We start from the raw sequence: 25,569 nt of genomic DNA, 5'->3' as shown, positions 1-25,569 counted from the left end.
TAGAATCGCTTAAGCGCTATGATAAAACCTGAACCTTAAGGTTCGATCCGAGGTGATTGCCCAGTCTTCTACAGTGCGTCCAGACCTCCCGGGTCTCCCGTTTGTGGGGCTGCCCATACCGTCGCGTGAACGGCCCCGCCTCAGCCTGTTCGCTTCACTGTTCATTCATACACTGATCATTCTGGGTGTGGGTTTCACGGCGGCGACCCAGCCGTATCAACCGTCTGAGCCTCTGATCTTTCAGTTGACCCTCACCCACACCAACAATACGGCACCATCGGACACACACCTTCTAGCCCCGCGCAGCCACACGGGCAGTGGTACAGAGTCTGAAAACGATCAGAACAGTCAGCGTACACAGGCGATTGTGCTGCAGAGTCAGCCCGGCACAGACCGCGCTGACAGTGACGATAACGGACAGCAGACCCCATCGGTGCAGACTCTCCTGGTGACGGATCATCAGGCGACAGACACCGTGGTCCAGACCCCCACAGAGGCGTTATCGACCCCTGACCGGCACGCCCTCAGTTATTCGCGCGTGCTGGCTTTGATTTCACGTTATTCTGGGGAGGTTGATCAGTTGGAGAAACGCTCTTCTGATATCTCCCGGCACAAATTCGTAAGCTCCAGTACTCGAGAGAGTCACTATGCAGCATACGTCGAAGCCTGGCGGCGACGGGTCGAAGCTGTGGGTAACCGCAACTACCCGGACATTGCGCGACAACAGAACTTGAGCGGTGAACTGATCCTAGCTGTTGCTATTGATCGTGACGGTCTGGTACGGTCTATCCGCGTAACGCGATCTTCAGGAATCAAGGTACTTGACGATGCCGCTGTCCAGATCACGGCGCTTGCGGCGCCGTTTGAACCGTTACCTGAGGCAATAATGCAAGAAACCGACATCCTGCATATCAGTCGCACCTGGCAGTTTATGGAGAATGCCCGACTGATCAGCCGCTGATGCTTTATCTATATGGACAATAGCGACACCTATCCTGGCTTTGCCAACCACTTTCTAATCGCAATGCCCGAATTACGCGATCCGAACTTCAACCGGACGGTCACCCTCATCTGCCAGCACGATGAGAACGGTGCCCTGGGGGTGGTGATCAACCGACCGCTGGACCATCTCACGCTCAAGGATGTGTTTGATCAGCTCGACCTGTCGACCCTCGCCAGTGAAAGTACCGCCAAGTCTCCGGTCTACTATGGCGGACCGGTCCAACAAGAATTGGGCCTGGTGCTGCATGAGGGGGTGGGTGACTGGGGCTCAACGCTGGTCATCGGTGACAATCTCGGTCTGACGTCATCGCGGGATGTTCTGGAGTCCTTGTCCCGCTCGGATGGACCAGGCCACTCATTGCTGACACTGGGTTACGCCGGTTGGGGCAAAGGACAGCTTGAACAGGAGATGCAGGAGAACGCCTGGCTCAGTGTTGAAGCCGACTGCGAAATCATCTTCTCGGTGCCAGCCCAACAACGCTGGACCGCAGCCGCTACGAAAATTGGTATAGATATGAATCAGCTCGCGCCGGGCGTGGGCCACGCATGACCCAAACGCTGTTGGCATTTGACTACGGCACACGCAAAATCGGTGTCGCAGCTGGACAGGACGACACTCGGTCGGCGCAAGGCGTGGCCACCATACCGACCCCCTCAGCCGTCGCGCAATGGGATAAGATCGACGCTCTGATCGATGAATGGCAACCCGACACTCTTGTGATCGGGCTTGCGCTGAACGGCGCGCGAGAAGAAACAACGCTGTCCAGACTAGCCCGTCAATTTGGCAAACAGTTGCACACGCGATTTGGTCGCGATGTGCGCTATATTGATGAAACACTGACCTCAGATGCCGCCGATACGCTGATCAGAGAGAGCCAGCCCGCCGGAAAGCGCATCACCAGACGACGTCAGAAAGCCCGAGATCAGATTGCTGCTGAGCTGATCCTGCAGACCTACCTTCATGAGCAATCAGATACCTGATCCTGAGTCCCTGATCCTGGCCATGGCCAAAGACCTGGCGCAGACTGTATCTCTAGACCCAATCATGATCGGTATCCACACCGGTGGGGTGTGGGTGGCCGAACGGCTATACACCGAACTCAATCTATCCAGCTCCCTGGGCTCCATCAATATCAATTTCTACCGTGATGACTTTTCTCGGATCGGTCTGCACCCTCAGGTCAGTGCATCGGAGATACCCGAAAATGTAGAAGGACGCCATCTGATACTGGTGGACGATGTACTGCAGACCGGGCGCACGATCCGTGCCGCGCTCAACGAGATATTCTCCTATGGGCGACCAGACAGTGTCAGGCTGGCTGTGCTGGTCGAACGAGGTGACCGGGAACTACCAATCCAGCCTGATGTTGTGGGCCTTAAACTACCCCTGGCGGCCCACCAGCACATTCAACTGACAGGACCCCAACCCCTGGCCCTTGTCCTCAGTGAACGATGAGCCGCAATTCGACCCCTAATATTCAGTTCGACGCCGACGGCCAGCTGCGCCATCTGCTGACCATCGATGGCCTCAACGCCGAGACGATTATAGAAATCCTGGATACCGCAGAATCTTTTATCAGCATCGGTCAACGCCACATTCGAAAAGTACCCCTGCTGCATGGCCGTACCGTGGTCAATCTCTTTTTTGAGCCCAGTACGCGCACGCGAACCACGTTTGAGATCGCCGCCAAGCGCCTGTCGGCCGATGTCATTAACCTGAACGCCAGCCGGATGTCGACGTCTAAAGGTGAATCTGTCCTCGATACAGTCCGAACACTGGAGGCCATGCACACCGATATGTTCGTCGTCCGGGATGGGTCAAGCGGCACCGCCCACCTCATTGCTCGCCATGTGCCCGCGCACGTTCACATTATCAATGCCGGGGATGGGCGTCACGCCCACCCAACACAGGCGATGCTCGACATGTTTACCATCCGCCAGCACAAGGGTGCGTTTGAGCAGTTGCGGTTTGCCATCGTCGGTGACATTCTCCATTCTCGGGTTGCACGCTCTCAGATTCATGCGCTCAACATTCTGGGGGCTCGGGAAATACGGGTCATCGGCCCAAAAACCCTGCTGCCGACTGAAATCGAGCGTCTGGGTGTGACTGCCTTTACTAATATGGATGAAGGCCTGAGGGACATTGACGTCATCATGATGCTGCGCCTACAACTCGAGCGAATGGAAGGGCAGCTGATTCCGAGTTCACAGGAATATTTCCGACTCTACGGACTGACGTCGGAACGTGTTGCCCGGGCCGCACCGGACGCCGTGGTGATGCACCCCGGCCCGATGAATCGGGGACTGGAAATCACGTCTTCTGTCGCCGATGGGGAACGATCCCTGATCCTGCCGCAGGTCACCAACGGGATCGCTGTGCGAATGTCTATCATGGCAAAACTCATGGGCCCTCAATCCCAAAATTTAGAATCCGAACCATGAGGATCCTGATCAGCAACGGCAGAATTATCGATCCGGGCAATGACATCGATGCCGTTGGAGATGTCTTTATCGAAGAGGGTCGTATCGCGCAGCGCAGCGATCAAAACATGTCTTTTGACCGTACGATCGACGCCAGCGGGCTGATCGTATGTCCCGGTTTGGTGGATCTACAGGTCCGATTGCGCGAACCGGGTCAGGAACACAAGGCGACTATGCACAGTGAACTGGGTGCAGCAGTGTCGGCTGGTGTAACCAGTGTCTGCTGTCCGCCGGACACTGATCCTGTAATCGATACGCCGGCGATGGTTCACATGGTCCGGCAACGTGCACGGCAAATCGAACTCGCACGGCTGCATCCCCAGGGAGCCCTGACCCGGGGCCTGAAGGGTGAACAGCTGACCGACATGGCCGCACTGGACGAAGCTGGATGTGTGGGTGTCAGCAATGCCGATTATGCGGTAGAAAGCACGCTGGTCATGCGCCGGGCAATGCAGTATGCCTCCACATTCGACCTGACGGTATTCCTGAACATTCTTGACCCGTGGTTAAAAGGAAACGGCTGTGTGCATGAAGGGGAAATCAGCACCCGGCTGGGCTTGCCGGTCATACCGGAGGCAGCCGAAACTGTTGCCTTGGCCCGTGAACTGGCGCTGATTGAAACCACCGGCGTGCGGGGTCACATCTGCCAACTCTCATCCGGACGCTCGGTCGAAAAAATCTCTGAAGCACAACAACGTGGCCTTCCGGTCAGTGCTGCGGTTTCTGCCCATCATCTGCACTTGAACGAACGCGATATTGGAGATTTTGATACCCGCTGTCACGTCTTGCCACCGCTACGCAGCCTCACTGATCGAGACGCGCTGCGGCAGGGTGTTGCAGATGGCGTGATACAGGCCATTTGTTCTGATCACCAACCCCATGGTACAGACGCCAAGCTCGCGCCTTTCAGCGAATCCGCAGCGGGGATCGCCGGTGTGGAAACCTTGCTTTCGCTGACGCTGCGGTTGGTGGACGACGACGTGCTGTCTCTTCCAAGAGCTATTGCTGCGATCACGTCAGAACCGGCCCGAATTCTGGGAACCGAACTGGGGCAATTGTCTGAAGGTGCGCCTGCCGATATTTGCATTTTTGACCCTGATACCACATGGACAGTGGATGCCGAACTTCTGCGTAGCAACGGCACCAACACCCCCTTTGACGGCTGGACACTGCCGGGCAAAGTCCGGTGGACGCTGGTCGCAGGTCAAGTACGCTACGAGGACATCCCCACGGGCTGAACGCAGTATACGGGTCTGGTCTGCGCTCGTCAGGCCAGGCGAGTCGGTGTATGGATCAGCGCGAAATTGCAGCTGACCCCGGATCAGAACTCAACTTTGTGCAGTGTCGAGCCGATCTCCTGGCGATCTTTCGCCTCGTTGCCTTCGAGTTGAATCCTGAGGCGAAGGTTGTTCTCGGAGGTGGCATGTCGTAATGCTTCCTCCAGTGAGATCTGACCATTCTGGTGGAGTTCATAAAGGGATTGATCGAAAGTGACGACACCGTCCGTCGAGGAGCGCTCCATCGCTTCCTGCAAGTGATCGATCTCTCCCTTGGTAATGAGATCCCGAAACCAGGGCAGATTGCGCAGAATCTCCACCGCAGCCACGTGCCCTGATCCGTCTTTTCTAGGCACGAGTCTCTGCGAAACGACCGCACACAGATTCATGGAAAGATCCATCAGCAACGAGTCTCTTTCCCCACCGGGATATAGGGTAATGATTCTTTCGAGCGCCTGATAGGCATTGGTAGCATGTAGGGTCGCAAAACACAGGTGACCCGTGTCGGCAAACACCAGGGCCGAACGCAGCGTCTCTGAGTCACGAATCTCGCCGATCTGAATCAGATCCGGCGCCTGCCGCATTGCATTGACGAGCGCGGTGTCGAAAGATTCTGTATCTACGCCCACCTCACGCTGATCCACGATGCACTTAATATGATCGTGAACAAATTCAATTGGATCTTCTATGGTGATGATATGCCCGCGTGTATGCTGATTGCGGTATCCGACCATCGCCGCCTGGGTTGTTGTCTTGCCGGTACCGGTGCCGCCCACAAAGAGAACCAGACCAATCTTGGTCATCGCGATCTTCTCGAGTGTTGCCACTGGCAGTCCAAGCGCTTCAAGGCTGGGAATCTCACTGCTGATCCGACGTGCAACCAGTCCGACGTGATTACGCTGCCGAAAAACATTGATTCGGAACCGGCCTATGTCTGCCGGTGTCACCGCAAAGTTGAGTTCGTTGTCTAACTCGAATTCGGCACGTTGCGCTTCGCTCATAATCGAGAACACCAGATCCTGCGCTACATCAGGTGTTAATGGATCCGTCTTGATGGGGAGAACCTGGCCATCTATTTTCAAGCTCGGTGGTGCGCCCACCGAAATAAATAAGTCCGAGGCGTTTTGCTTCACCACCAACCGGAACAGGTCATACATCGTCATCTTCAAACACCCAGATCTTTTAGAGTGATCATCCCGCGCCACCTTGGGTTTCGAAATTTCCTGACTCAACCGCAATGGACTTTGCGCTGTCAGCAGAAATCAAATTCTGCGTTACCAGAGCATCAAGCGACTGGTCCATCGTCACCATTCCGAATTGTCGACCGACCTGTATCATCCCGTAGATCTGAGGCACCTTGGCCTCACGTATCAGGTTACGGATTGCCGGTGTGCCGATCATGATTTCGTAGACAGCACATCTTCCCCCTTCAGTTTTTTTTAGCAACCGCTGTGCCACCACTGCCTCGAGTGACTCCGACAGCATCGTCCGGACCATGTTCTGCTGATCGGCTGGAAATACATCGATAATTCTGTCGACCGTCTTCGCGGCTGACGAGGTGTGAAGCGTACCAAATACGAGGTGACCGGTTTCCGCAGCAGTCAATGCAAGACCGATCGTTTCCACATCCCGCATCTCACCCACCAGGATAACATCTGGATCTTCACGCAGCGCAGATCTTAGCGCTGCACTGAAACTCTGCGTGTGGCGGCCCACTTCGCGTTGGTTGATCAGACAGTTCTTGCTCTGATGCACGAACTCGATTGGATCCTCAAGGGTCAGGATGTGGGCCTGACGATTGGCATTGATGTAGTCGATTATCGCGGCCAACGTGGTCGATTTCCCGGACCCGGTGGGCCCTGTCACCAGCACGAGACCGCGTGGCCGATCAGCCAGTTCCTTAAACACAGCCGGCGCATTAATCGCATCCAGCGTCTGTACTTCGCGTGGAACGACTCGAAAAGCCGCCGCGGGCCCTCGCGCTTGATTGAACGCATTGACCCGAAAGCGCGCAACGTTCGGAATCTCGAATGCAAAATCACACTCCCAGCGTTCCTCGAATTCCTTGCGCTGATGATCCAGCATAATGCCCGTGATCATATCGAGCACCGCATGATCATCTAGCGGATCCACTTTGATCCGACGGATTTCTCCGTCGATCCGGATCAGTGGCGGCAGTCCTGACGACACATGAATATCAGACGCACCGTTTTTGACCGCAAACCCCAAGAGTTCAGACAGATCCATGAGTGTCCCCCTCAGTTCGTAGAACCGCCGCGGAACCGACCCCTAAGCGGTTTCGCGTCGCCTATAATCCCACATTACACCCTTAAGTCCGGATTTTACGGCACTGCGTCTTCCAAGTTAGATATTTTAGACGTGGTCACAACACCTTACGCCAACTGAAATGGCCCCATGAAACCTGCTGTACGCACAAACATAGACTGTCATACCGATCTCGCAGCACGTTATAGCCAAGTGTGCTCAGCGATCGGTGCAGCTGGAAAAAGATTCAGCCGTCCCAACGGCAGTGTCACACTGGTGGCCGTCAGCAAAACCCGGTCGGCGGACGAGGTGCGTGCAGTGGCGAACCTGGGACAACGAGATTTTGGGGAGAACCAGGTCCAGGAAGCAGTTGATAAAATTCAGGTACTGGCGGACATGGGGCTATCCTGGCATTTTATTGGCACCATCCAGAGCAACAAATGTCGTGATATTGCCGCTAATTTTGACTGGGTACACAGTATCGATCGGCTTAAAATAGCGCGGCGTCTTTCAGCGATGCGACCCCAGAGTCGCGGACCGCTGAACCTCTTTCTGCAGGTCAACCTTCAGGAAGAACAGACAAAATCAGGCGTCACGGCCGACCACCTCGAAGATCTTGTCAACAACGTGCTCGCACTACCGCAAATTCGTCTGTGTGGTCTGATGGCAATCCCAAAACCCGCCACCGACTTCGACACCCAGCGCCGAGTGTTTCGAATGCTTTTCGATCTGCAAAATCACCTTCGAAGCAAAGGTCTTCCATTGGACTGCCTGTCAATGGGGATGACCGACGATATGGATGCCGCAATTGCAGAAGGGGCAACCCATGTCCGGATTGGCACTGCCATCTTTGGGCCACGACAGTGATGCCAAATGACGGCCATAAGCGCAACAACACGAAACCATTGGCACACAGCCCATGACTGATCAACGGCTGGGTTTAATTGGTGGCGGCAATATGGCAAGAAGCCTGGTCGGTGGATTGATCAAATCCGGCATAGCACCCGAAAGCATGATTGTCTCGGACCCGGATGACAGCATCCGACGGGCGCTTGCCGAGGATTTTTCGATACAGACCTGTGCCGACAATACCGATGCGGCCCGCGTCGCAGATATCCTGGTGCTCGCAGTGAAGCCCCAGGTCATGCGGTGTGCCGTAGAGGATATCGCTGAGAGCCTGCTTCAACGACAACCACTGGTCGTGTCCATTGCTGCAGGAATCCCTATTGCCAGTATCGAATCGTGGGCGGGTAGTCCATTACCGCTGATCCGCGTCATGCCCAACACCCCGGCACTGACCGGCAACGGCGCATCGGGGATGTACGCTAACCACCGGGTCAGCAAGAGCCAGCGTGTCCAGGCCCAGAAGATCATGGAAGCCATTGGTATTGCGGTGTGGGTCGATGAGGAATCCTTGATCGACACCGTCACTGCCGTTTCTGGAAGTGGTCCGGCTTATTTTTTCTACCTGATGGATGCGATGGTCAAGGCTGCTCAGGAAGGTGGGCTGAACCCGGACGCTTCCAGACAACTGACGCTCCAGACTGCCCTGGGCGCTGCGCAGCTGGCGCTCGCATCAGGCGAATCACTAACAGAACTCCGCAGGCGGGTGACGTCTCCTGGCGGTACAACACAGGCTGCCGTTGAAATGCTGGACAAAAATGGTTGTGAAGAGATCCTGATCCGTGCGGTGCATGCTGCACGCGAGCGTTCTGTAGAACTCGCCAAACTGCTGGGAGAATAATGATGCGGACCGATTACGCCAGTAATACAGGTATGTTCCTGGTCGACACCGTCATTGGCCTGTATACCCTCATTGTGATGCTGCGGTTCCTGTTTCAGCTGACAGGCGCAGACTACTATAACCCCATATCACAGGCAGTCGTTAAACTCAGCAACCCGCCGCTGGTTCGACTGCGCCGGATCGTACCCAGTCTCCCCGGCATCGATACTGCTGCGGTGGTGCTGCTGCTGATTCTGGAGATGTGTCGAATCACCGGCATCAATCTGTTGGCTGGTCAGTACCCCGCTATAGTCGGGCTTGTACTCCTCAGTGTGGGTGAACTTCTTAAACTTGCGATCTACATCTTTATATTCTCTATTTTTATTCGCACCATTCTGAGCTGGTTCAGTGGTACCGGATATACGCCGTTATTGCGTTTGATTCACACCTTTACTGAGCCCGTGCTGAAGACCTTCCGGCGTCTGCTGCCTGGTACCGGCGGTCTGGATCTATCGCCCATCGCGGTTTTCATCGTATTGATGGTTGTGCTCAAAATTGTAGTCCAACCCCTGTTGGACTTCGGCCGGGTTATGCTCTAGACAAACGTCTGTTGGTGGTTCATGTTTGTCGTCAAAGGATCAGTTTTAACGCGCCTGATTCATCGTTTTCAGGGCAACTCAATCTCGATACAGGTAAGTGCCGAGATACGGTATTGCACTGTCTGTGCGTCTGGTTTGTAAAGAATCTGTAGAATCTGTACCTGAACCCTGGCTCCACTACGGATTAAGAATCGAAACACGCTTGTGTCTACGATCAACGTCACCAATCAAGACGGTGCTGCCCAACCGTTTCTACGAGGGATATTGACCCGATCGCTGCAAAAAGCGGGGCTTTCTTTTAGTGATGCCTATCAGATCGCGTGCGAGGTTCGAGATACTTTTGATCAGGACGAAAATATTTCAACAAAACAGATCCTCGATAAGACTTCAACTTTGCTTAGCGCGCAGTTCGGCCCGAACGCTACACACAGTTACATTACAGGCCAGCGGGATGCAGCATGGATATTGGTTCGCGACACAGCTGGCTATGAGGAATGGTTCTCACGCAACCTGCACCAGCGACGCCTGGAAATCTGCGGCTTGCACATGGAAGAAGCGGAACGGCTGACGCATAAAATCCATGATGGTTTGCTCGAGCTTCGCCAGACAAAAATAGATCGGGATGTGCTGCGTGACTATACCGTTAACATTCTGCGCGAGGAGGCCGGCGACAAGTTCGCCGACAACTACACAGCCTGGCACTATTTCTTGAAGTCGGACCAGCCGCTGATCATCATGATTGGCGGTACGGCGGGTGTCGGTAAAAGTACGCTTTCAGCGGAAATTGCGACACGTTTTAATATAACCCGCTACCAGTCCACAGATATGCTGCGGGAAGTCATGCGGACGATGGTCGCTGTACAGTTGATGCCGGAACTACATGAATCCAGTTTTAATGCCTGGAAGGCGTTACCGAAGCATCAGGAACATGCTTCCGGCAGCAAACGCGTGATCGATGGCTATCATCGTCAGGCGGACCTGGTTGAAGTGGCAGCTGAGGCCGTTCTGCAGCGGGCTTTACGGGAAAACGTCTCACTTTTGCTTGAAGGTGTGCATGTTCGGCCGAGTCTGATCAACAAAATCCCGCACGACACCAATGCCATTGTGATCCAGATCATTCTCGGGGTCACCAACAAGAAACAGCTCCAGCGTCAGTTCCAAGGGCGATCAAAAAGCTCGCAGGACCGAAGAGCAGATCGATATCTGGAAAGTTTCGACGCTATCTGGGAGCTTCAAACATCACTGCTTGCAGAAGCGAAGACCGCGAACCTTTCGATCATTATTAACGATAATCTTATCGATGCTTTGGCCATGATTATGCGCAGTATTTCCAACAGCCTGCGGGACCACAACCTGAAGACAGGCCAATCCTGAGGCAACTATAGGCTTATACGTGAGCCCGAAATCACTTCGTTATGAGTCGTAAAAACAAACACCAAAAAAATCAAAAAGGCAAAGGTACAACACTGGCTAACCAGGCTGATCGCTATGTGCTGTATGAGAAAGCAGTGCAGTGTGTGGAAGCAGAAATCGACATGGTCGACGAAACCTTTCAGTCTTTACGCAGCCGAACAGCACGAATTTTACGTGAGGATTTTTGCGGTACAGCCAACACCAGCTGCGAGTGGGTGCAGCGCCGTGACGACAATCAGGCTTACGCTGTGGACCTGGACAAAAAGGTAATACGGTGGGGTGAGAAACATAATATCGCAAAACTGAATGATGATGCGGCAAGCCGAATACACCTACTCAACGATGACGTTCTGACAGTCGACGTGCCACCTGCGGATATGGTTTTGGCGATGAACTTCAGTTATCAGATTTTTAAAACGAGGAGCCAGCTTCGCAACTACTTTGGCCAGGTTTACACAGCTCTGGTCGGTGATGGAGTATTTTTCCTGGATGCTTTCGGCGGTTACGAAACTTATCGAGAAATGGAGGAAGAGACCGAACATGATGACTTCACTTACGTTTGGGATCAGGCTCGATACCAACCTGTGACTGGCGATATTCTCTGCTACATCCACTTTACGTTCCCGGACGGGTCGAAGATAAATCGAGCTTTTGCGTACGACTGGCGTCTGTGGACTCTGCCGGAGCTACAGGAGTTGCTTACAGAAGCCGGGTTCGCCCGAACACAGGTGTATTGGGAAGGTACCGAGCGGAAATCAGGCGAAGGAGACGGCGTCTATACGCCCACCAAAACCGGTGAAGCCGACGCCGCATGGATCTGCTATCTTTCGGCGGAGAAGTAAGTCAGACATCAGGCCGGTTTAAGCAGGTTCCAGCCGCAGACGAAGCGCCGAACGGTCGTTGGCGTCTTCAACTGTAATTAACCACCCTGATTCTTCGATAGCGTCACCCACCACCGGTATTCGCCGTAAACGCACAGTAACCAGACCACCTACCGTGTGGCTTTCCCGATCCGAGAGTGCCGCACCCAGAACATCGTTGGCCTCTGATATCGGCACCCGTGCGTCCATGACATATATGCTGTCGTCAACCTGTTCAAACTGGTGACGCTTGCGGGGTGTGTATTCGTCAAAATCGTAGCCCACATCGATCTCACCGACCACTTCTTCGATGATATCTTCCATGGTGATCATACCGACCGCCGACCCGAACTCATCAACCACTACGGCCATATGATCGTCGCGCTTGCGTAACAGCGGCAGCAACTGGTCGATCGTCTGGCGCGGTGATACATACAGTGCCGGACGAACCAGGTCAGACAATGGTCGCTCGATCAAGTCTGCGTCCATCATGTCCCAGGTCGTGATTGTCACAATACCGACAATGTTGCTGATGTTGCGCCGATAGACCGGCAAACGGTTATAACCCCGGTTACGCACCATGGCCACCGCACGGCGTGTTGACTTGTTGTGATTAATCGCTGTGATTTCGGCAACCGGGATCATCGCCTCACCGACGGTCGTCTCAGCAAAACGGATGACACTGCGAATACGACCCCGATCAAAGGCATCAACACTGGATGTTCTCTCAGCCATTTCGACTACAGAGCGAATCTGTTCGCGGGTCATAAAGACGTTCTGGTCAGCCCGGTGACCGCCAATACCCCTGACAAAAAGTCGCGCTGCTCTGGAGAAAAGAAAGATCACTGGATACAGCAAGATCTGAAAGATCCGTAACGGATAGATCGCGATCGGTGCAATGGTGTCGGATTTCTGCTGATAAATACTTTTGGGTACGATCTCACCCAGAATCAGGAGCAGCGGTGTGAGGATCAGAAAGGCGATCCAGTCGCCATGACCCCCTACCAGTCGAATCACGAGCAGGGTACCCAGGGTGGTCAGCGTCACAGTGCAGATATTAGTGCCCACCAGAGTAGTCCCCAGCAAGGTATCCGGCGCCCGAAACTGCTTCAACACCAACTGAGACCCTCGATGGCCCTGATTGGCTTTGGCATTGAGCTTGACCTTGTCCGAATTCACTAACGCCATCTCTGCACCTGAAAAGAACCCTTTCAGGATCAACAGCACAAGCAGAAATAACAATGTCAATGCGATGTCCACTTCAGTATCCTCAGCTTACGATCCGTACCTTTGGCCTGGATTTCGGATTCGGATCAGCTTTTTCTACAGGGTCCGATTGAGTCGCGCCCGTAGTCACTGATTCAGCTGTTGTTTCAGACACCGTGTCTGCTGTCGAATCAGAAGACCCCTCTTCGGCTGTTGCTCTGAATGTGACCGTCCGGCCGGATACCCGGGCCGTACCCGTTGTATCGGTCGCTTCTGGGCTTATCAAACTGTCCTCTGCTTCAGCAGGCGCTGATGAACCCAGATCGCCTTCTGCCGACACTTTGGCAACGCGGACGCGAGAGACTCGGTGAGCATCCATTTCAAGAACCGTCAAAGCAACATCCTCCACCACCACCCGGTCACCGATCCTGGGCAGGCGGTCGAGATACCGAAATGCCACTCCACCAATCGTGGTCATCCGTGGGTCTTCCAGGCCAAAGTGGGTGAGATTATTGAAATCGGTCAGTTTCATCTCGCCCGGCACTTCGTAGATATTGATGTCCTGTTCCTGATAGAGCTCGCTGCCTCGGGTTTCACCACTGATGTCACCAAAAATAAAGGACAACACGTCATAGACGGTAATGAACCCCTCGACACCCCCAAACTCGTTCAGGCAGACCGCAGCCCGCACACCGTTCTCCCGGAAAAAGTCAAACATCTCGTCGACTTTCTTGGTCAGCGGCACCACCACGGGGGGGTGCAGAATTTCCATGGGCGTCAGGTCTGCCAGTGATTTACCTTCTGCCAATAGGCTCAGCACGTCTTCGGCGTGCAAGAATCCAACCAGGTTATCCCGATGAACACTAAAGACCGGCACCCTGGTGTGACGGTAAGACCGGAACTGCTCCACCATCTCGACGACACCCATCTTGACGTTCAGAAAATTGGTGCGGGTACGTGGTGTCATGATCTCAACGATCTCTGTTTCGTTCGCCTCCAGAAGATTATTGATCAGGGCGCGTTCTGTGGCATCGAGCTCACCCCCCTGTGCGACCTGCTCAACCAGCGTCAGAAACTCATCGATATTCAGTATGTTCTCGGCACCTTTGTCTTCTCCGACTATCCACGTTGTCAACCGGTCCGAGGCAAAGCGAATGATCCGGCGCAGCGGAGAAACAAGCCGTACCCATGAGTCCATCGGTACCGCAACGATGCGAGTCGTGAAACGCACGGGGTTAACAACAGCAAGGGTCTTGGGCGTCACCTCACCGAACAGCAGCACCAGTGAAACCATCACCAGAATCCCGACCACACCAGCGCGGTCGGGACCGTACAAGGTCACGAAAATGCCAGCAGCATTCACAGTGGCCGCGATGTTGATCAGTTCGTTGCCAGTGAGAATAGAAATAATCAGCCTGCGCGGCTGATCCAGCAGTGCGTGCAATGTCTCGGCGTGTGGATTGCGCTCTCGGCGCAGTTGTTGCAGGTCCAGGCGCGACAGTGAAAAGAGCGCCGTTTCCGAACCCGAAAAAAAAGCCGATCCGCACAACAAAACCACCAGGAGAACCAGCCGAAAAACTATGCCAGGCTCTGACAACAGCACAGGATCAAAGGCAAAGAAAGCCCCCAGATGATGCCATTGCGTACTGATGAACTGGAGTGTGTTGTCCATAGGTCTTTCCCCGTAGACAATCGGAAAGCCTGACCGACACGGTCTGTATACAGATGGGTGGGCAACCGTAGACGACCGCCAAAACTAATTTAAGTGACTTGTCAGGTAAGTCAGGTAAGGTATTGTGCCACAGCGGCATTAAATCTCAAAAAACCTGTAACAGCAGGCCTACCTGCGGATCGATTCTGATTTATTTCAGGCGATCAGTCGCCGGCAACAGTCAGTCCATCGATCAATATCGAACCGCAGCGTATGTTGCGCCGCGTATCCACATCCTTGCCAATCGCGCACAAGCCGCTGAAGATTTCTTTAAGGTTGCCGGCAACTGTCACTTCCTCAACCGGATATTGGATCTGACCGTTCTCAATCCAGAAGCCGGCGGCACCGCGGGAATAGTCCCCAGTGACCATATTGACGCCAAAACCAATCAGCTCGGTTACCAGCAACCCCTTTTCCAGGCCACCGATCAGATTGGCCAGATCCTGGTCTCCTGACTCGGCGGTAAGATTGTGAATACCCCCCGCATTACCAGTCGTCTCGAGCCCAAGGCGCCGCGCAGAGTAGGATCCCAGCAAGTAACGCTGCAGCACACCATTGGTAACAACATTGTCAGCCGAGGTGGTGACACCTTCGCTGTCGTAAGCGGCACTGCCCATGGCGCACTTGAGCAGCGGTTGTTCGTAGATCTGTACAAAATCCGGGAAAACCCGCTGACCGACCTGGTCCAGCAGAAACGACGCCTTGCGGTAGAGCGCACCACCGCTGATCGCCCCGACGAAATGGGATATCAGACTAGAGGCAACCGGTGCTTCGAAAATCACGGGTACCTGGCAGGTGTCGATTTTCCGAGCATCGAGTCGCCGGACTGTTCGCCTGGCAGCCTCCAGACCCACGACATCCGGTTTGTCCAGTTGTGCGGCCTGTCGTGATGAACTGAACCAGTAATCCCGCTGCATCCCGCTGTCGTCCCGACCAATTACCGAACAACTCAGCCCGTGCCGGGTCTTTCGAATCTCTCCCCAGAAGCCACCGGTGGTGGCATAAACCTCGTGTCCTTCATGAGAGCTGACCGAAGCTCCTTCAGAGTTTTCAATTCGCCGATCATGATCGATGGCCGTTTGCTCACACTCCAGTGCCATGTCGCGAGCATCATCGACCGATGGATTCCAGGGATGGAAAAGATCCAGATTGGGAAAGTCCATCGCCAGACGATCCGGATCGGCCAGCCCATTGCACGGATCAGCCTCAGTATATTCAGCGATCCTACAGGCGGCCTGGACTGTATCTTTAACCGACGCTGGCGAATAGTCAGACGTGCTGGCACTTCCGGTTCGTTGTTCAAAATAAACTGTGATGATCAGACTTCGGTCGCGGGTATGCTCTACGGTTTCAAGCTCGCCCATGCGGACATTGACAGACAATCCCTGGCTCAGGGCAGCAGCCGCTTCTGCCCCACTCGCACCCCGTCTCGTTGCTTCGGCCAGAGTCGTCTCGACCACATGGCCAAGGTCTGACGGATCGAGTCGGCTTGACTCAGGTGCTGCAGGTTCGATGCTTTTATTCACTGAGGTTGCTTCTTTCTACAGCCGATCAAACTTCAACGCCACCAACCGTCAGGCCGTCGATCTTTAGGGTGGGCTGACCGACACCCACAGGTACGCTCTGTCCCTCCTTGCCACAGGTGCCGACACCCGAATCCAGGGCAAGATCATTCCCGACCATCGATACTCGCGACAATACATCGGGGCCATTCCCGATCAGGGTTGCACCCTTGACCGGTGTCGTGACTTTTCCGTTTTCAATGAGATAAGCCTCGCTGGCCGAAAACACAAACTTGCCGGACGTGATATCGACCTGCCCACCACCGAAATTGACCGCGTACAGCCCATTACTGACAGATTCGATGACTTCTCCAGGATCATGCTCGCCGGCCAGCATATAGGTATTGGTCATACGCGGCATCGGCAAATGGGCGTACGATTCCCGGCGGCCGTTGCCAGTCGTGTTCACCCCCATCAGACGCGCATTGAGTGTGTCCTGCATATAACCTTTGAGAATGCCATTTTCGATGAGCACCGTAGAGGCCGTGGGGGTCCCCTCATCATCTACCGACAATGATCCCCGGCGGTCTGGCAATGTCCCGTCGTCAACCACGGTACACTGTGTAGAGGCTACCTGTTCACCGACCCGTCCGGAAAACGCCGATGTTCGTTTTCGGTTGAAATCTCCCTCGAGACCGTGACCAATTGCTTCGTGCAATAGAATACCGGGCCAGCCTGGCCCCAGAACCACGGTCATGGTGCCAGCGGGAGAATCTGTGGCTTCCAGATTGATCAGCGCCTGACGTACCGCGTCGCGGGCAAATTCCTCAGCGCGTTCGGCTTCCATAAACCAGTTGTAGCCAAATCGGCCGCCGCCGCCGGCGCTGCCCTGTTCACGACGGCCCTCACTCTCGACGATCACCGTCACATTGAGCCGGACCAGGGGCCGCACATCGGCGACCAGACTGCCATCGTGGCGGGCCACCAGCATCACTTCGTGGGATCCGGCGAGGCTCGCCATCACCTGATTCACGCGGGGGTCTTGCCGTCGCGCTTCGGCTTCAACTTTTTCCAGCAGCTTTATCTTTGATTTTTCTTCCAGCGTCGCGAGCGGATCGGCCGAAGTGTATAACGCAGTGCCGGCATTACTTTGACGATCGACCGCCTGGGTTGCGTCATCGCCTGCCTGTGCGATGGCCCGTGCGGCATTCGCAGCCTGCGTCAGCACTGGCAGCTGAATCTCATCCGAATAGGCAAAACCGGTCTTCTCACCGCTGATTGCCCGCACACCGACACCTTGATCGGTACTTCGACTGCCGGATTTGACAGCGCCGTCTTCCAGTGACCAGGCCTCGTGACGGCTGTATTGAAAATAAAGATCCGCGTAGTCCAGCTGATGCGACATCATTCTCGCCAGCAGGCCGTCTATATCGGTGCGGTCAAGTCCAGAGGGCTCAAGCAATGTCTCGACTGCCGTTTTGAGGGGATCTGTCACAAAGTGTCACACGATGATTAAAAGGGGCGAAGATTATACCGCGCAACCCGGTATGAAAGCCGTCACAGAAAATTTAGCCACACTCCGACCAAGGTTACCGCCAGTAGCTCTGCCCAGCAGGCGCATGAATAGATTACCCGTGCTGGTGAGAAGTTTCTGATGGACCTTCAAACCCATGACATGACCGATTGCGGCGCAGGGCAATAGCCAAACTTGGTGTAGCAGTTGCAGGTCAACGCCGCTATAAACAAAAGCGCTCATCTTGAACACCACCAGAATCCGCCACAGAACGATCAAGGTTTCCCGCAAGTTCTGGCGCGACACCTGGCGCAAGCAAACCGCAGCGGCAAGGCCAGTGCTGCACCCTAAAAAACCCAGCTCGGATAGGACAAATCCACTCCACAGGAAGATCAGTCCGAATGCAATGTACTCCCAGCTGGTTAATTCAGACACATAATCTCTTGTGACGGCTAAATGACACCGACGCCACAATTCAATCAGGTTCAACTTTTAATGAGACACTTCTAAGACTGGCCTCGCCGTCAATTTATCACTCAAGTTTGTCGGCGATACAGCACAAAACTCAGATCATCGGGTTTGGACGGCACATTATCCTCTGCCATGAACATACGCTGCCGCGTTGAACGGGCCAGTCGTCTCCCCACCTGTGCCAACGGCCCTTGGCGAACAATCTCAATGATTTCATCACTGAAAAAATTATCCCACAACCCGTCACTTGCAATCACAATCGTGTCGAAAGTGGCCAATTCATAACAAGCTGAGCGTTCAACCCAGAACGCCTCATTACCGACCATGTTGCTGACTAAATGTCGCTGAGGATGAAACAAGGCGGCTCGTTCGCTGAGTTCCCCGCGGGCCTGAGCGACCCCGACCGGAGAATGACAAACGCTCTGAAACTTGATCCGGCCGCGCTGACCGACCACGAGTGTCGTGGAATCTCCGGCGTGGTAACTGGTGAACCGTTTGTTCTGGATCAGAACAGCCGAGAGCGTTGTCGCACCTATGGACTGGTCCTGACGTATTGAATCGTTGGCATTATCTAACAAGTAACCGACGGGATCTTCGTGCTCGCCAGCAGGTGCGTTGCGCAGTGTTTCTATAACCCGCCTGGCCGCGGCGGCACCGCCGGGCAGACCACCGACCCCATCAGCGACCGCCAGCAACAGCTTCCCGTCCCCCCAGTCAAACACCCCGACCGCGTCCTCATTGCCTTTGTGTCCCGTTGTCGATCGATGAGAGTACACCACCGCCTGGCCAACCTGGCACGCGATAGTCAGGGGATCATCAAGATCCGTACCACAGGTCACGAACGGCATACCCGCAAGAGAAGCAGACGTCAGACAGGCCTCCTTTTCACATCCATTCCATAGTTTCCAGGTGACGGCGCAGTTTCCCGGCACTGCGAAATTTCTGTGCAATCAGTGTGCGCTTAAGCCCTCTGCAGATGTCTTTAACCTCCTGCGGTTGCCGCGCATAGTGGCGCTGCCCACCGATAGCATCGTAGAAAATACGAATGAGATCGTACACGTCATGTTGAATGTTCTCTGCATTGGGGGCCCCCCAGTGGAACATGTCCAGCAGTTTGAGGTCGAATCCCAGACCATATCTCAGCACGATGATGTTGTCGGTATGCAGATCGCCATGATAGTCACCTAGGTTGTGAATAGACTCAATACCGATTGCAAGGGCATGTAACAGGTGCACGCCTTGGAATGGAGAAAGCCTGCGACCACGTTGCCGTTTCAAAAAATCCTGCAGCAATTCGCCTTCGACAAATTCTGACAACAAAAAAGACACTTTGGTGCCCTCGTAGACAAAGGTATCTCGGGTGTGATACTGGATCACCACAGGACAGTGCCGCAATTTGTGCAGTTTCCTGGCATAAAAACGCAAGGCACGGTCATGCGGGTTTCGCTGTGGAAAAAATATTTTTACCGTGCGCTCAATACCGGTACCGCGCTCACAAACCAGGTAGACCTCACCTTCCCATCCCGCACCCAGCAAGGTGACCACCTGGTATTTTCCGGCCAGACAGTCACCACGATGGAGATTAAAACTCCAGATTCTCGGCTCTGATTTCATCAGCGCTACGTCGTTAACATCCTTCGTGGTGTGACACCGTCCAAAGTTTCAGTGCCAATAGACTGCTCGGTAACAGATTAAATTAACGGGCGGTGGGGTCTTTTGCTAGACGACGACCTGCTCCGGGTTCAGGCTTCTTGATCATTAAGGTCCTGTGCAGACTCAGCTTCTTGGGTCTCCTTGGATTTGATCAAGCGTGAACAGTACAACCCCACTTCAAACAGCAACCAAACCGGCACGGCCAGCATGGTTTGTGAAAAAATATCGGGCGGCGTCAACACCATACCCACCAAAAATGCACCCACAATGATGTAAGGCCGCTTGCTGGCCAAACTATCCGGTGTGGTCATACCGACCTTGACCATCAACACGGTTGCAACCGGCACCTCGAACGCCAGGCCAAAGGCGAAAAATAGCTTCAGCACAAAACTGAGGTAGGCATTGATGTCGGTCATCACCAACACCCCTTCGGGTGCGGTACTGGTAAAAAAAGCAAAAATAAGCGGAAAAACTGCGTAGTAAGCAAACAATATACCGAGGTAAAACAGGATACTGCTGGACACCAGCAGGGGTATTGCCAACCGTTTTTCGTGACGATAGAGCCCCGGGGCCACAAACGCCCACAGCTGATACAGCAGATAGGGCATGGCGACCGCTGCTGCTAACGCGAAAGCGAACTTGAACGGCACGAAAAACGGTCCGTGAGGCTCGGTCGAGATCATGCTGTTCCCTTCCGGCAACGCCTCCATCAATGGGGCCGCCAGATACTCATAAAGATCGTTTGCGAACGGTGCCGCGATCAGGAACACAATCAGAATAGAGGCCCCACCGCGCATGATGCGATTCCGCAGCTCCAGCAGGTGGGACATAAACGTCGTTGCCTCATCTCCGGGTCGATTGCTCGGTTCAGCCATGGTCTAATCGGTCAGGGCGTAGGGGTCTTTTTGTCTTTGATCTGGGAAGTGTCTGTGGTGTCATCCACGGGAGACTCGTTTTCTGCCGACTGAGCCGAATCGTCGGTTGCTGTGACATCGGTCACTGACGATTGAATATCATCGGCTGACTTTTTGATGGACTCGACGACCGACTCCACACCGCTGTCATCGGCAACCTCTCCAGCAACACTCTGGAATTCATTTTTCACGTCACTGATTTCGTTGCCTAGCTTGCGAAGGTCGGCCAGTTCACTCTCGCGCATCTCCCGATCAATGTCGGACTTGACGTCAGCAACCATCCTGCGGGCTTTCCCGACCCAGAAACCGAGCGTGCGTGCGACTTTGGGCAGCCGCTCGGGGCCCAAAATCACGAGGGCGATAATCGCAATGATTACGACCTCGGAAAATCCGACGTCAAACATGATGCTGCCTCAGAAAACGGTCAGACTTTTTCCGTCTTCACGTCCTCAGTCGCCTGCGCATCGGCAAGGTCATCCTGGGACGCTTCAGCCTGCTGATCCGCCGCCTCGGAATCCTCGCTGTCGCTGTCACTGTCCCCACCCTTGACCTCTTTCATTGAACTGCGGAACCCTTTGATTGCGCCACCCAGGTCACCACCCATGTTGCGCAGCTTCTTGGTACCAAACAACAACAGCACAATGACCAGTACGATCAGCAGCTGCCAAATACTTATGCCTCCAACACCCATGTGATTCTCCTCTTTTTAATCTGCCATCTCGACAGGGTTGCGACTTGCCCGAACCCACCGATGGAGCGCACCCTGATAGTTGAATAATAACCCTTTTTCGAAAAATCCACGTAAAACTACCCGTCAAACGTCTGCACTAAGCAGCCATAGCTCCCTATTCAGCACTCGGTGACCCGGATTTCATCCTTTTCTAGTCGTCTTCAACCTGGGTACCTGTATCAGATTCTGTATCGGTTGTTCTGCAGTTGGAGGTACTGGTAAAACCTGGCGATGCGTTAGCTGTCGGGACGATCTGGGCCTAAATCATATTATTCTCGATTTACCTCTATGCCCCGCTCAGCCATATACACCTTCGCCTGGTCAATGGTGTACTCGCCAAAGTGAAAGATACTGGCTGCCAGTACGGCATCGGCGCCGCCGTCAACAATGCCCTCGACCAGGTGGTCCAGTGTACCGACACCGCCAGAGGCGATCACCGGTATGGACACTGCGCGTGATACCGCACAAGTGAGTTCGATATCAAAACCGTCACGGGTCCCGTCACGGTCCATGCTGGTCAGCAATATCTCACCAGCACCCATATCCGCGACCTGCCGTGCCCAATCGATAGCGTCCATTCCCGTTGCGCTGCGGCCGCCATGGGTGAACACCTGCCAACGATCATCTTTACGCTTGGCATCAATAGCAACCACAATACACTGTGCGCCAAAGTACTTACTGGCCTCTTTAACTACGCCCGGCCGCTTGACAGCGGCGGTATTGATCGACACCTTGTCAGCACCGGCTTGCAGCATTGTGTGAATATCAGCAACTTCCCGAATACCACCTCCTACTGTCAGCGGTATAAAAACCTCTCCCGCGACTGATCGAACCATGTCAACCATGGTATGTCGATGATCAGAACTCGCGGTGATATCCAGGAACGTAATTTCATCAGCTTTCTGTTCATCGTAGCGCCGTGCAATTTCGACCGGGTCACCCGCATCACGAATATCGACAAAGTTGATGCCCTTCACCACCCGACCCTGATCGACATCAAGACAGGGAATAATCCGTTTCGCAAGACCCACGATTCAGAATACCTCAGCGTAGCTCTGTGCTAAGGCCTGACCTTCCCGATAGTCGAGTGTTCCTTCGTAAATTGCACGGCCCGTGATCACCGCTTGGATGCCGGACTCCGCACACTCACCCAAACGCCGGATATCCTCGGTATCCCGGATTCCCCCGGAAGCAATGACCGGGATCCGCACAGACTCAGCGAGTCGCACCGTCGCTTCCACATTGACACCACTGAGCATGCCATCGCGTTCGATATCCGTGTAGATGATCGCCTCAACACCATCGTGTTCAAAGTGCTGTGCCGTGTCAATCACATCATGACCGGAGAGTTTTGACCAACCATCGGTTGCGATCTGGCCATCACGGGCGTCCAGTCCCACCATGATATGACCCGGAAATTCCGTACACAGGTCGCTAACAAAATGGGGCTCATTTACTGCCTGCGTGCCGATAATCACATATCGAATGCCGGTTTCCAAATAGGCCTCGACTGTTTCTTCATCTCGAATCCCCCCACCCACCTGAATTCGAATGTCGGGATACGCGTCACTGATACGCTGAATGAGTTTTGCATTGGCCGGACGGCCTTCTGTCGCCCCATCGAGATCAACGATATGGAGCCGCTGTGCACCCTGACTGACCCAGCGCTCGGCCGCCTTCACAGGATCGTCGTCGAAAACCGTTTCCTCGTCCATGTTGCCCTGCCGCAGGCGAACACAACGGCCTTGCTTAATATCAATTGCTGGAATCAACAACATGGGTCTGGGTGCCGATTAACTGATTTGTTGCTTTAGCCTCAGGTACAACCATTCCAGTGCACGAAGTTGTGCAAAAGAGCAAGTCCCTGGGTATGACTCTTTTCTGGGTGAAATTGTACCGCAAAGACGTTCTCCCGCCCCGCCGCAGAGGTGAACCGCACACCGTATTCAGTCGTGCCCAGCACCTCTACACACTGCACCGCATCGGCATAGTAGCTGTGTACAAAATAGAACCGGCTGTGCTGATTGATACCAGCCCACAGCGGATGAGAAGTGGTCTGGGTAACGTTATTCCAGCCCATGTGAGGCACCTTTTGGACGTCATGATCCAACCCGATGCCCTCTGTAAAATGTTTCACCTCTCCTTTTAGAAAGCCAAGCCCGACTCTTCCGCCATCTTCTGTACTGTGGTCAAACAGCGCCTGCAGTCCCAGACAGATGCCAAGTACGGGTCTTGACTGGAGCACTGTGGACAACGTCTCCTGCAGACCCTGACGGGCCAGCGCATCCAACCACGTACCTACTGCACCCTGGCCCGGCAATACGACATGACTCGCCTGGCCGATGACGTCCGGCTCGCAACTGATTTCCACACGAGTACCGGATGCAACCCGCTCCAACGCTTTGCCGACAGAATGGAGGTTGCCGGTGCCGAGGTCGACAACGGCAATGTAAGACACAACCGAGCCTACAACGAGCCCTTGGTTGAAGGAATTGCACCAGCCAGTCGGCTATCAACCGAGACTGCAACGCGAAAAGCACGGCCGAAAGCCTTGAAAACAGTTTCGGCAATGTGATGGGCATTGTGACCGCGCAGATTGTCGATGTGCATCGTTACAGCGGCATGAGCGCAAAACCCCTGAAAAAACTCGTGGATCAGATCGAGGTCGAAATCCCCTACCCGTGCTCGCGGCCACTTCACGGTATAGTGCAAACCCGGCCGACCAGAGAAATCCACCACCACCCGACTTAAAGCTTCGTCCAGCGGTACATAAGCATGCCCGTATCGCGTGATTCCACCGCGGTCGCCAAGTGCTTTATTAACTGCCTGACCCAATGAGATACCAACGTCTTCGACCGTGTGGTGTGCATCTATATGAAGATCACCGCTCGCGTTGATCGCGAGATCAATTAACCCATGTCGCGCCACTTGGTCCAGCATGTGTTCGAAAAAACCTATGCCGATATCGAGCTCAGCTGTACCGCGACCATCCAGATCAATATCCAAAGTGATCTGGGTTTCGCGGGTGTTACGCGTAATCTGAGCGCTGCGTTGTGACATGAATTAAGTCTTGGGAGGAATTCAGTGAATACCAGTCCTGTGACGGGGCAGCTATTTTACCCAATCATGATCACATTACGAAGATTCACGTAAATCCACTGTTTCAAGACTGTTTCTGAGCGCAGCTACAAATGCCTGATTGTCGTCCGTACTGGATACACTGACCCGCAAACAGTCCGCCAGCGCTTCATGGGAGCCGTCGAGATTCTTAACCAGTATGCCTGATTGACGCAAGCACTGGAATATTTCCGTTCCTCTTCCACGCGGCATACGCATCAACAGAAAATTGCCGTCGCTGGGATACACTTGAACGTCCGGCAGACCAAGAAGCGCGATTGACAACTGTTCCCTGTGATTGCAGATCTGCTCCGCGCACCGTTGAAACCATTCCATATGCTCCAGTGCAAAACGCACGCTGACCTGAGTCAGTGTATTCACATTGTAAGGCAGTCTGACTTTATTAAATTGATCAAGCCAGTTCTTGGGACCGGCCAAAAAGCCCAGTCGAAGAGCAGCCAGACCCAACTTTGAAAAAGTTCGCATGACCACCAGATTGTCATGGTCAGTAATCCGATCAAGAAAGGTATGACCGCAGAAAGCGTGGTAGGCCTCATCCACAACGACCAGTCCAGGCGCAGCATCGATGATCGCGTGAACGGTTTCATTACTGCACAAGCTGCCTGTAGGGTTATTCGGTCGGGCCAGAAACACACAACAGGGCTGATGCTCAGCGATCCCGTCTAGACAGGCCTGAAGATCGATCCGAAACTCAGTATCCCGGGGCACACCTAGAAACCGGGTACCGGTGACAGAGGCGATCATCGAATACATCGAAAAACTCGGTTCTGGCGCCATGATCACCTGACCCCGACCACCGAGGGTCATGGCGATGATCTGAATCAACTCATCTGATCCGTTCCCCAGCATCAGATCAGCCGCCTGATCCAGGCCGCACCAAGTCTTCAGATCCTGGCGCAAAGCTGTGCCCTGTGGGTCCGGATACCGGTTAAGTGGAACCGTGGAAATAATCTGCAGCCACTGATCTTTGATCTCTGACGGCCAGGTATAGGGGTTTTCCATCGCATCTAATTTCAGCAGGCCGTCTGCTGAATCGGCGTGATAAGGAGACAACTCAAGAATACGCGACGGCACCCAGCGCGCTATCCGATTACCTTGGCCGGGCACCGGT

Annotated in this window: 27 protein-coding genes and 1 pseudogene; 11 read left to right on the top strand and 17 right to left on the bottom strand. The window is 54.2% G+C overall.

The genetic code is table 11. From position 1 onward, the window contains the following. The first annotated feature begins 73 nt into the window (after positions 1-73). The 6 genes from MK323_03655 to MK323_03630 are packed head-to-tail and all read left to right on the top strand — an operon-like array spanning position 74 to position 4,721. Complete coding sequence (locus tag MK323_03655; protein MCH2481253.1) at positions 74-961, top strand: energy transducer TonB; 888 nt, start codon at positions 74-76, stop codon at positions 959-961. 12 nt (positions 962-973) lie between these two features. Beyond that, positions 974-1,552, top strand: coding sequence for a YqgE/AlgH family protein (locus MK323_03650; protein ID MCH2481252.1), 579 nt, complete (start codon positions 974-976; stop codon positions 1,550-1,552). Next, complete coding sequence (gene ruvX / locus MK323_03645; protein MCH2481251.1) at positions 1,549-1,983, top strand: Holliday junction resolvase RuvX; 435 nt, start codon at positions 1,549-1,551, stop codon at positions 1,981-1,983. The genes MK323_03650 and ruvX overlap by 4 nt, the downstream gene beginning before the upstream one ends. Continuing rightward, positions 1,964-2,458, top strand: coding sequence for a bifunctional pyr operon transcriptional regulator/uracil phosphoribosyltransferase PyrR (gene pyrR / locus MK323_03640; GenBank protein ID MCH2481250.1), 495 nt, complete (start codon positions 1,964-1,966; stop codon positions 2,456-2,458). Before ruvX ends, pyrR begins: the two co-directional genes overlap by 20 nt. Continuing rightward, on the top strand, positions 2,455-3,444 hold the full coding sequence (locus tag MK323_03635; protein MCH2481249.1) for an aspartate carbamoyltransferase catalytic subunit: 990 nt from the start codon (positions 2,455-2,457) through the stop codon (positions 3,442-3,444). Before pyrR ends, MK323_03635 begins: the two co-directional genes overlap by 4 nt. Continuing rightward, on the top strand, positions 3,441-4,721 hold the full coding sequence (locus tag MK323_03630) for a dihydroorotase (protein ID MCH2481248.1): 1,281 nt from the start codon (positions 3,441-3,443) through the stop codon (positions 4,719-4,721). The genes MK323_03635 and MK323_03630 overlap by 4 nt, the downstream gene beginning before the upstream one ends. Before the next feature lie 83 nt (positions 4,722-4,804). Here the strand turns inward: MK323_03630 and MK323_03625 are convergent, their stop codons facing one another. After that, the gene (locus tag MK323_03625; protein MCH2481247.1) at positions 4,805-5,923 is read right to left on the bottom strand and encodes a PilT/PilU family type 4a pilus ATPase; all 1,119 of its coding nucleotides are present in this window, start codon (positions 5,921-5,923) and stop codon (positions 4,805-4,807) included. Between the two features lie 28 nt (positions 5,924-5,951). Beyond that, positions 5,952-7,007: a type IV pilus twitching motility protein PilT gene (locus MK323_03620; GenBank protein MCH2481246.1), complete on the bottom strand. Its 1,056-nt coding sequence runs from the start codon at positions 7,005-7,007 to the stop codon at positions 5,952-5,954. A gap of 168 nt (positions 7,008-7,175) precedes the next feature. Between MK323_03620 and MK323_03615 the strand changes: the two genes are divergently transcribed. The 5 genes from MK323_03615 (at position 7,176) to MK323_03595 (ending at position 11,602) form a co-directional block, all read left to right on the top strand. Further along, positions 7,176-7,892 carry a YggS family pyridoxal phosphate-dependent enzyme gene (locus tag MK323_03615; protein ID MCH2481245.1) on the top strand — a complete coding sequence of 239 codons (717 nt, stop codon included), beginning with the start codon at positions 7,176-7,178 and terminating at the stop codon, positions 7,890-7,892. 52 nt (positions 7,893-7,944) lie between these two features. Beyond that, the gene (gene proC, locus MK323_03610) at positions 7,945-8,769 is read left to right on the top strand and encodes a pyrroline-5-carboxylate reductase (protein ID MCH2481244.1); all 825 of its coding nucleotides are present in this window, start codon (positions 7,945-7,947) and stop codon (positions 8,767-8,769) included. Between the two features lie 2 nt (positions 8,770-8,771). After that, the gene (locus MK323_03605) at positions 8,772-9,347 is read left to right on the top strand and encodes a YggT family protein (GenBank protein MCH2481243.1); all 576 of its coding nucleotides are present in this window, start codon (positions 8,772-8,774) and stop codon (positions 9,345-9,347) included. Between the two features lie 204 nt (positions 9,348-9,551). Further along, positions 9,552-10,721 carry a hypothetical protein gene (locus MK323_03600; protein MCH2481242.1) on the top strand — a complete coding sequence of 390 codons (1,170 nt, stop codon included), beginning with the start codon at positions 9,552-9,554 and terminating at the stop codon, positions 10,719-10,721. 41 nt (positions 10,722-10,762) lie between these two features. Further along, positions 10,763-11,602: a class I SAM-dependent methyltransferase gene (locus MK323_03595; GenBank protein ID MCH2481241.1), complete on the top strand. Its 840-nt coding sequence runs from the start codon at positions 10,763-10,765 to the stop codon at positions 11,600-11,602. 18 nt (positions 11,603-11,620) lie between these two features. On the opposite strand, the gene MK323_03590 is transcribed toward MK323_03595, so the two are convergent. The 15 genes and pseudogenes from MK323_03590 to hisC form a co-directional block, all read right to left on the bottom strand. Further along, the gene (locus MK323_03590) at positions 11,621-12,880 is read right to left on the bottom strand and encodes a hemolysin family protein (GenBank protein ID MCH2481240.1); all 1,260 of its coding nucleotides are present in this window, start codon (positions 12,878-12,880) and stop codon (positions 11,621-11,623) included. Positions 12,881-12,890: 10 nt separating this feature from the next. Further along, positions 12,891-14,498: a hemolysin family protein gene (locus MK323_03585; GenBank protein ID MCH2481239.1), complete on the bottom strand. Its 1,608-nt coding sequence runs from the start codon at positions 14,496-14,498 to the stop codon at positions 12,891-12,893. A gap of 203 nt (positions 14,499-14,701) precedes the next feature. Beyond that, a complete protein-coding gene (gene pmbA, locus MK323_03580) occupies positions 14,702-16,063 on the bottom strand; it encodes a metalloprotease PmbA (protein ID MCH2481238.1) in 1,362 nt (453 codons plus the stop codon). 25 nt (positions 16,064-16,088) lie between these two features. Further along, positions 16,089-17,534 carry a metalloprotease TldD gene (tldD, locus tag MK323_03575; GenBank protein MCH2481237.1) on the bottom strand — a complete coding sequence of 482 codons (1,446 nt, stop codon included), beginning with the start codon at positions 17,532-17,534 and terminating at the stop codon, positions 16,089-16,091. Positions 17,535-17,567: 33 nt separating this feature from the next. Beyond that, positions 17,568-17,987 carry a hypothetical protein gene (locus MK323_03570; GenBank protein ID MCH2481236.1) on the bottom strand — a complete coding sequence of 140 codons (420 nt, stop codon included), beginning with the start codon at positions 17,985-17,987 and terminating at the stop codon, positions 17,568-17,570. 101 nt (positions 17,988-18,088) lie between these two features. Beyond that, entirely contained in the window at positions 18,089-18,955 is an 867-nt protein-coding gene (locus MK323_03565; protein ID MCH2481235.1) for a protein phosphatase 2C domain-containing protein, read from the bottom strand. Then, positions 18,909-19,637 (bottom strand): protein kinase, encoded by a 729-nt coding sequence (locus MK323_03560; protein ID MCH2481234.1) that lies wholly within the window; start codon positions 19,635-19,637, stop codon positions 18,909-18,911. Before MK323_03560 ends, MK323_03565 begins: the two co-directional genes overlap by 47 nt. 176 nt (positions 19,638-19,813) lie before the next feature. Beyond that, positions 19,814-20,551, bottom strand: a pseudogene (tatC, locus tag MK323_03555) (twin-arginine translocase subunit TatC). An 11-nt stretch (positions 20,552-20,562) separates the two neighbouring features. Further along, the gene (tatB, locus tag MK323_03550; GenBank protein MCH2481233.1) at positions 20,563-20,994 is read right to left on the bottom strand and encodes a Sec-independent protein translocase protein TatB; all 432 of its coding nucleotides are present in this window, start codon (positions 20,992-20,994) and stop codon (positions 20,563-20,565) included. 20 nt (positions 20,995-21,014) lie between these two features. Beyond that, positions 21,015-21,281 carry a Sec-independent protein translocase subunit TatA gene (gene tatA / locus MK323_03545; protein MCH2481232.1) on the bottom strand — a complete coding sequence of 89 codons (267 nt, stop codon included), beginning with the start codon at positions 21,279-21,281 and terminating at the stop codon, positions 21,015-21,017. A 308-nt stretch (positions 21,282-21,589) separates the two neighbouring features. Further along, positions 21,590-22,351 (bottom strand): imidazole glycerol phosphate synthase subunit HisF, encoded by a 762-nt coding sequence (gene hisF / locus MK323_03540; GenBank protein ID MCH2481231.1) that lies wholly within the window; start codon positions 22,349-22,351, stop codon positions 21,590-21,592. A gap of 3 nt (positions 22,352-22,354) precedes the next feature. After that, on the bottom strand, positions 22,355-23,098 hold the full coding sequence (gene hisA, locus MK323_03535; protein ID MCH2481230.1) for a 1-(5-phosphoribosyl)-5-[(5-phosphoribosylamino)methylideneamino]imidazole-4-carboxamide isomerase: 744 nt from the start codon (positions 23,096-23,098) through the stop codon (positions 22,355-22,357). A 38-nt stretch (positions 23,099-23,136) separates the two neighbouring features. Further along, on the bottom strand, positions 23,137-23,778 hold the full coding sequence (hisH, locus tag MK323_03530) for an imidazole glycerol phosphate synthase subunit HisH (GenBank protein ID MCH2481229.1): 642 nt from the start codon (positions 23,776-23,778) through the stop codon (positions 23,137-23,139). Positions 23,779-23,786: 8 nt separating this feature from the next. Continuing rightward, the gene (hisB, locus tag MK323_03525; GenBank protein MCH2481228.1) at positions 23,787-24,380 is read right to left on the bottom strand and encodes an imidazoleglycerol-phosphate dehydratase HisB; all 594 of its coding nucleotides are present in this window, start codon (positions 24,378-24,380) and stop codon (positions 23,787-23,789) included. A gap of 75 nt (positions 24,381-24,455) precedes the next feature. Then, the gene (gene hisC, locus MK323_03520; GenBank protein ID MCH2481227.1) at positions 24,456-25,565 is read right to left on the bottom strand and encodes a histidinol-phosphate transaminase; all 1,110 of its coding nucleotides are present in this window, start codon (positions 25,563-25,565) and stop codon (positions 24,456-24,458) included. Positions 25,566-25,569: the final 4 nt, after the last annotated feature.

This window comes from Gammaproteobacteria bacterium, assembly GCA_022450155.1.
Lineage (GTDB): Bacteria > Pseudomonadota > Gammaproteobacteria > Arenicellales > UBA868 > REDSEA-S09-B13.
The sequence above is the reverse complement of the archived record's forward strand: the minus strand, read 5'-3'. Positions and strand labels throughout refer to the sequence as shown.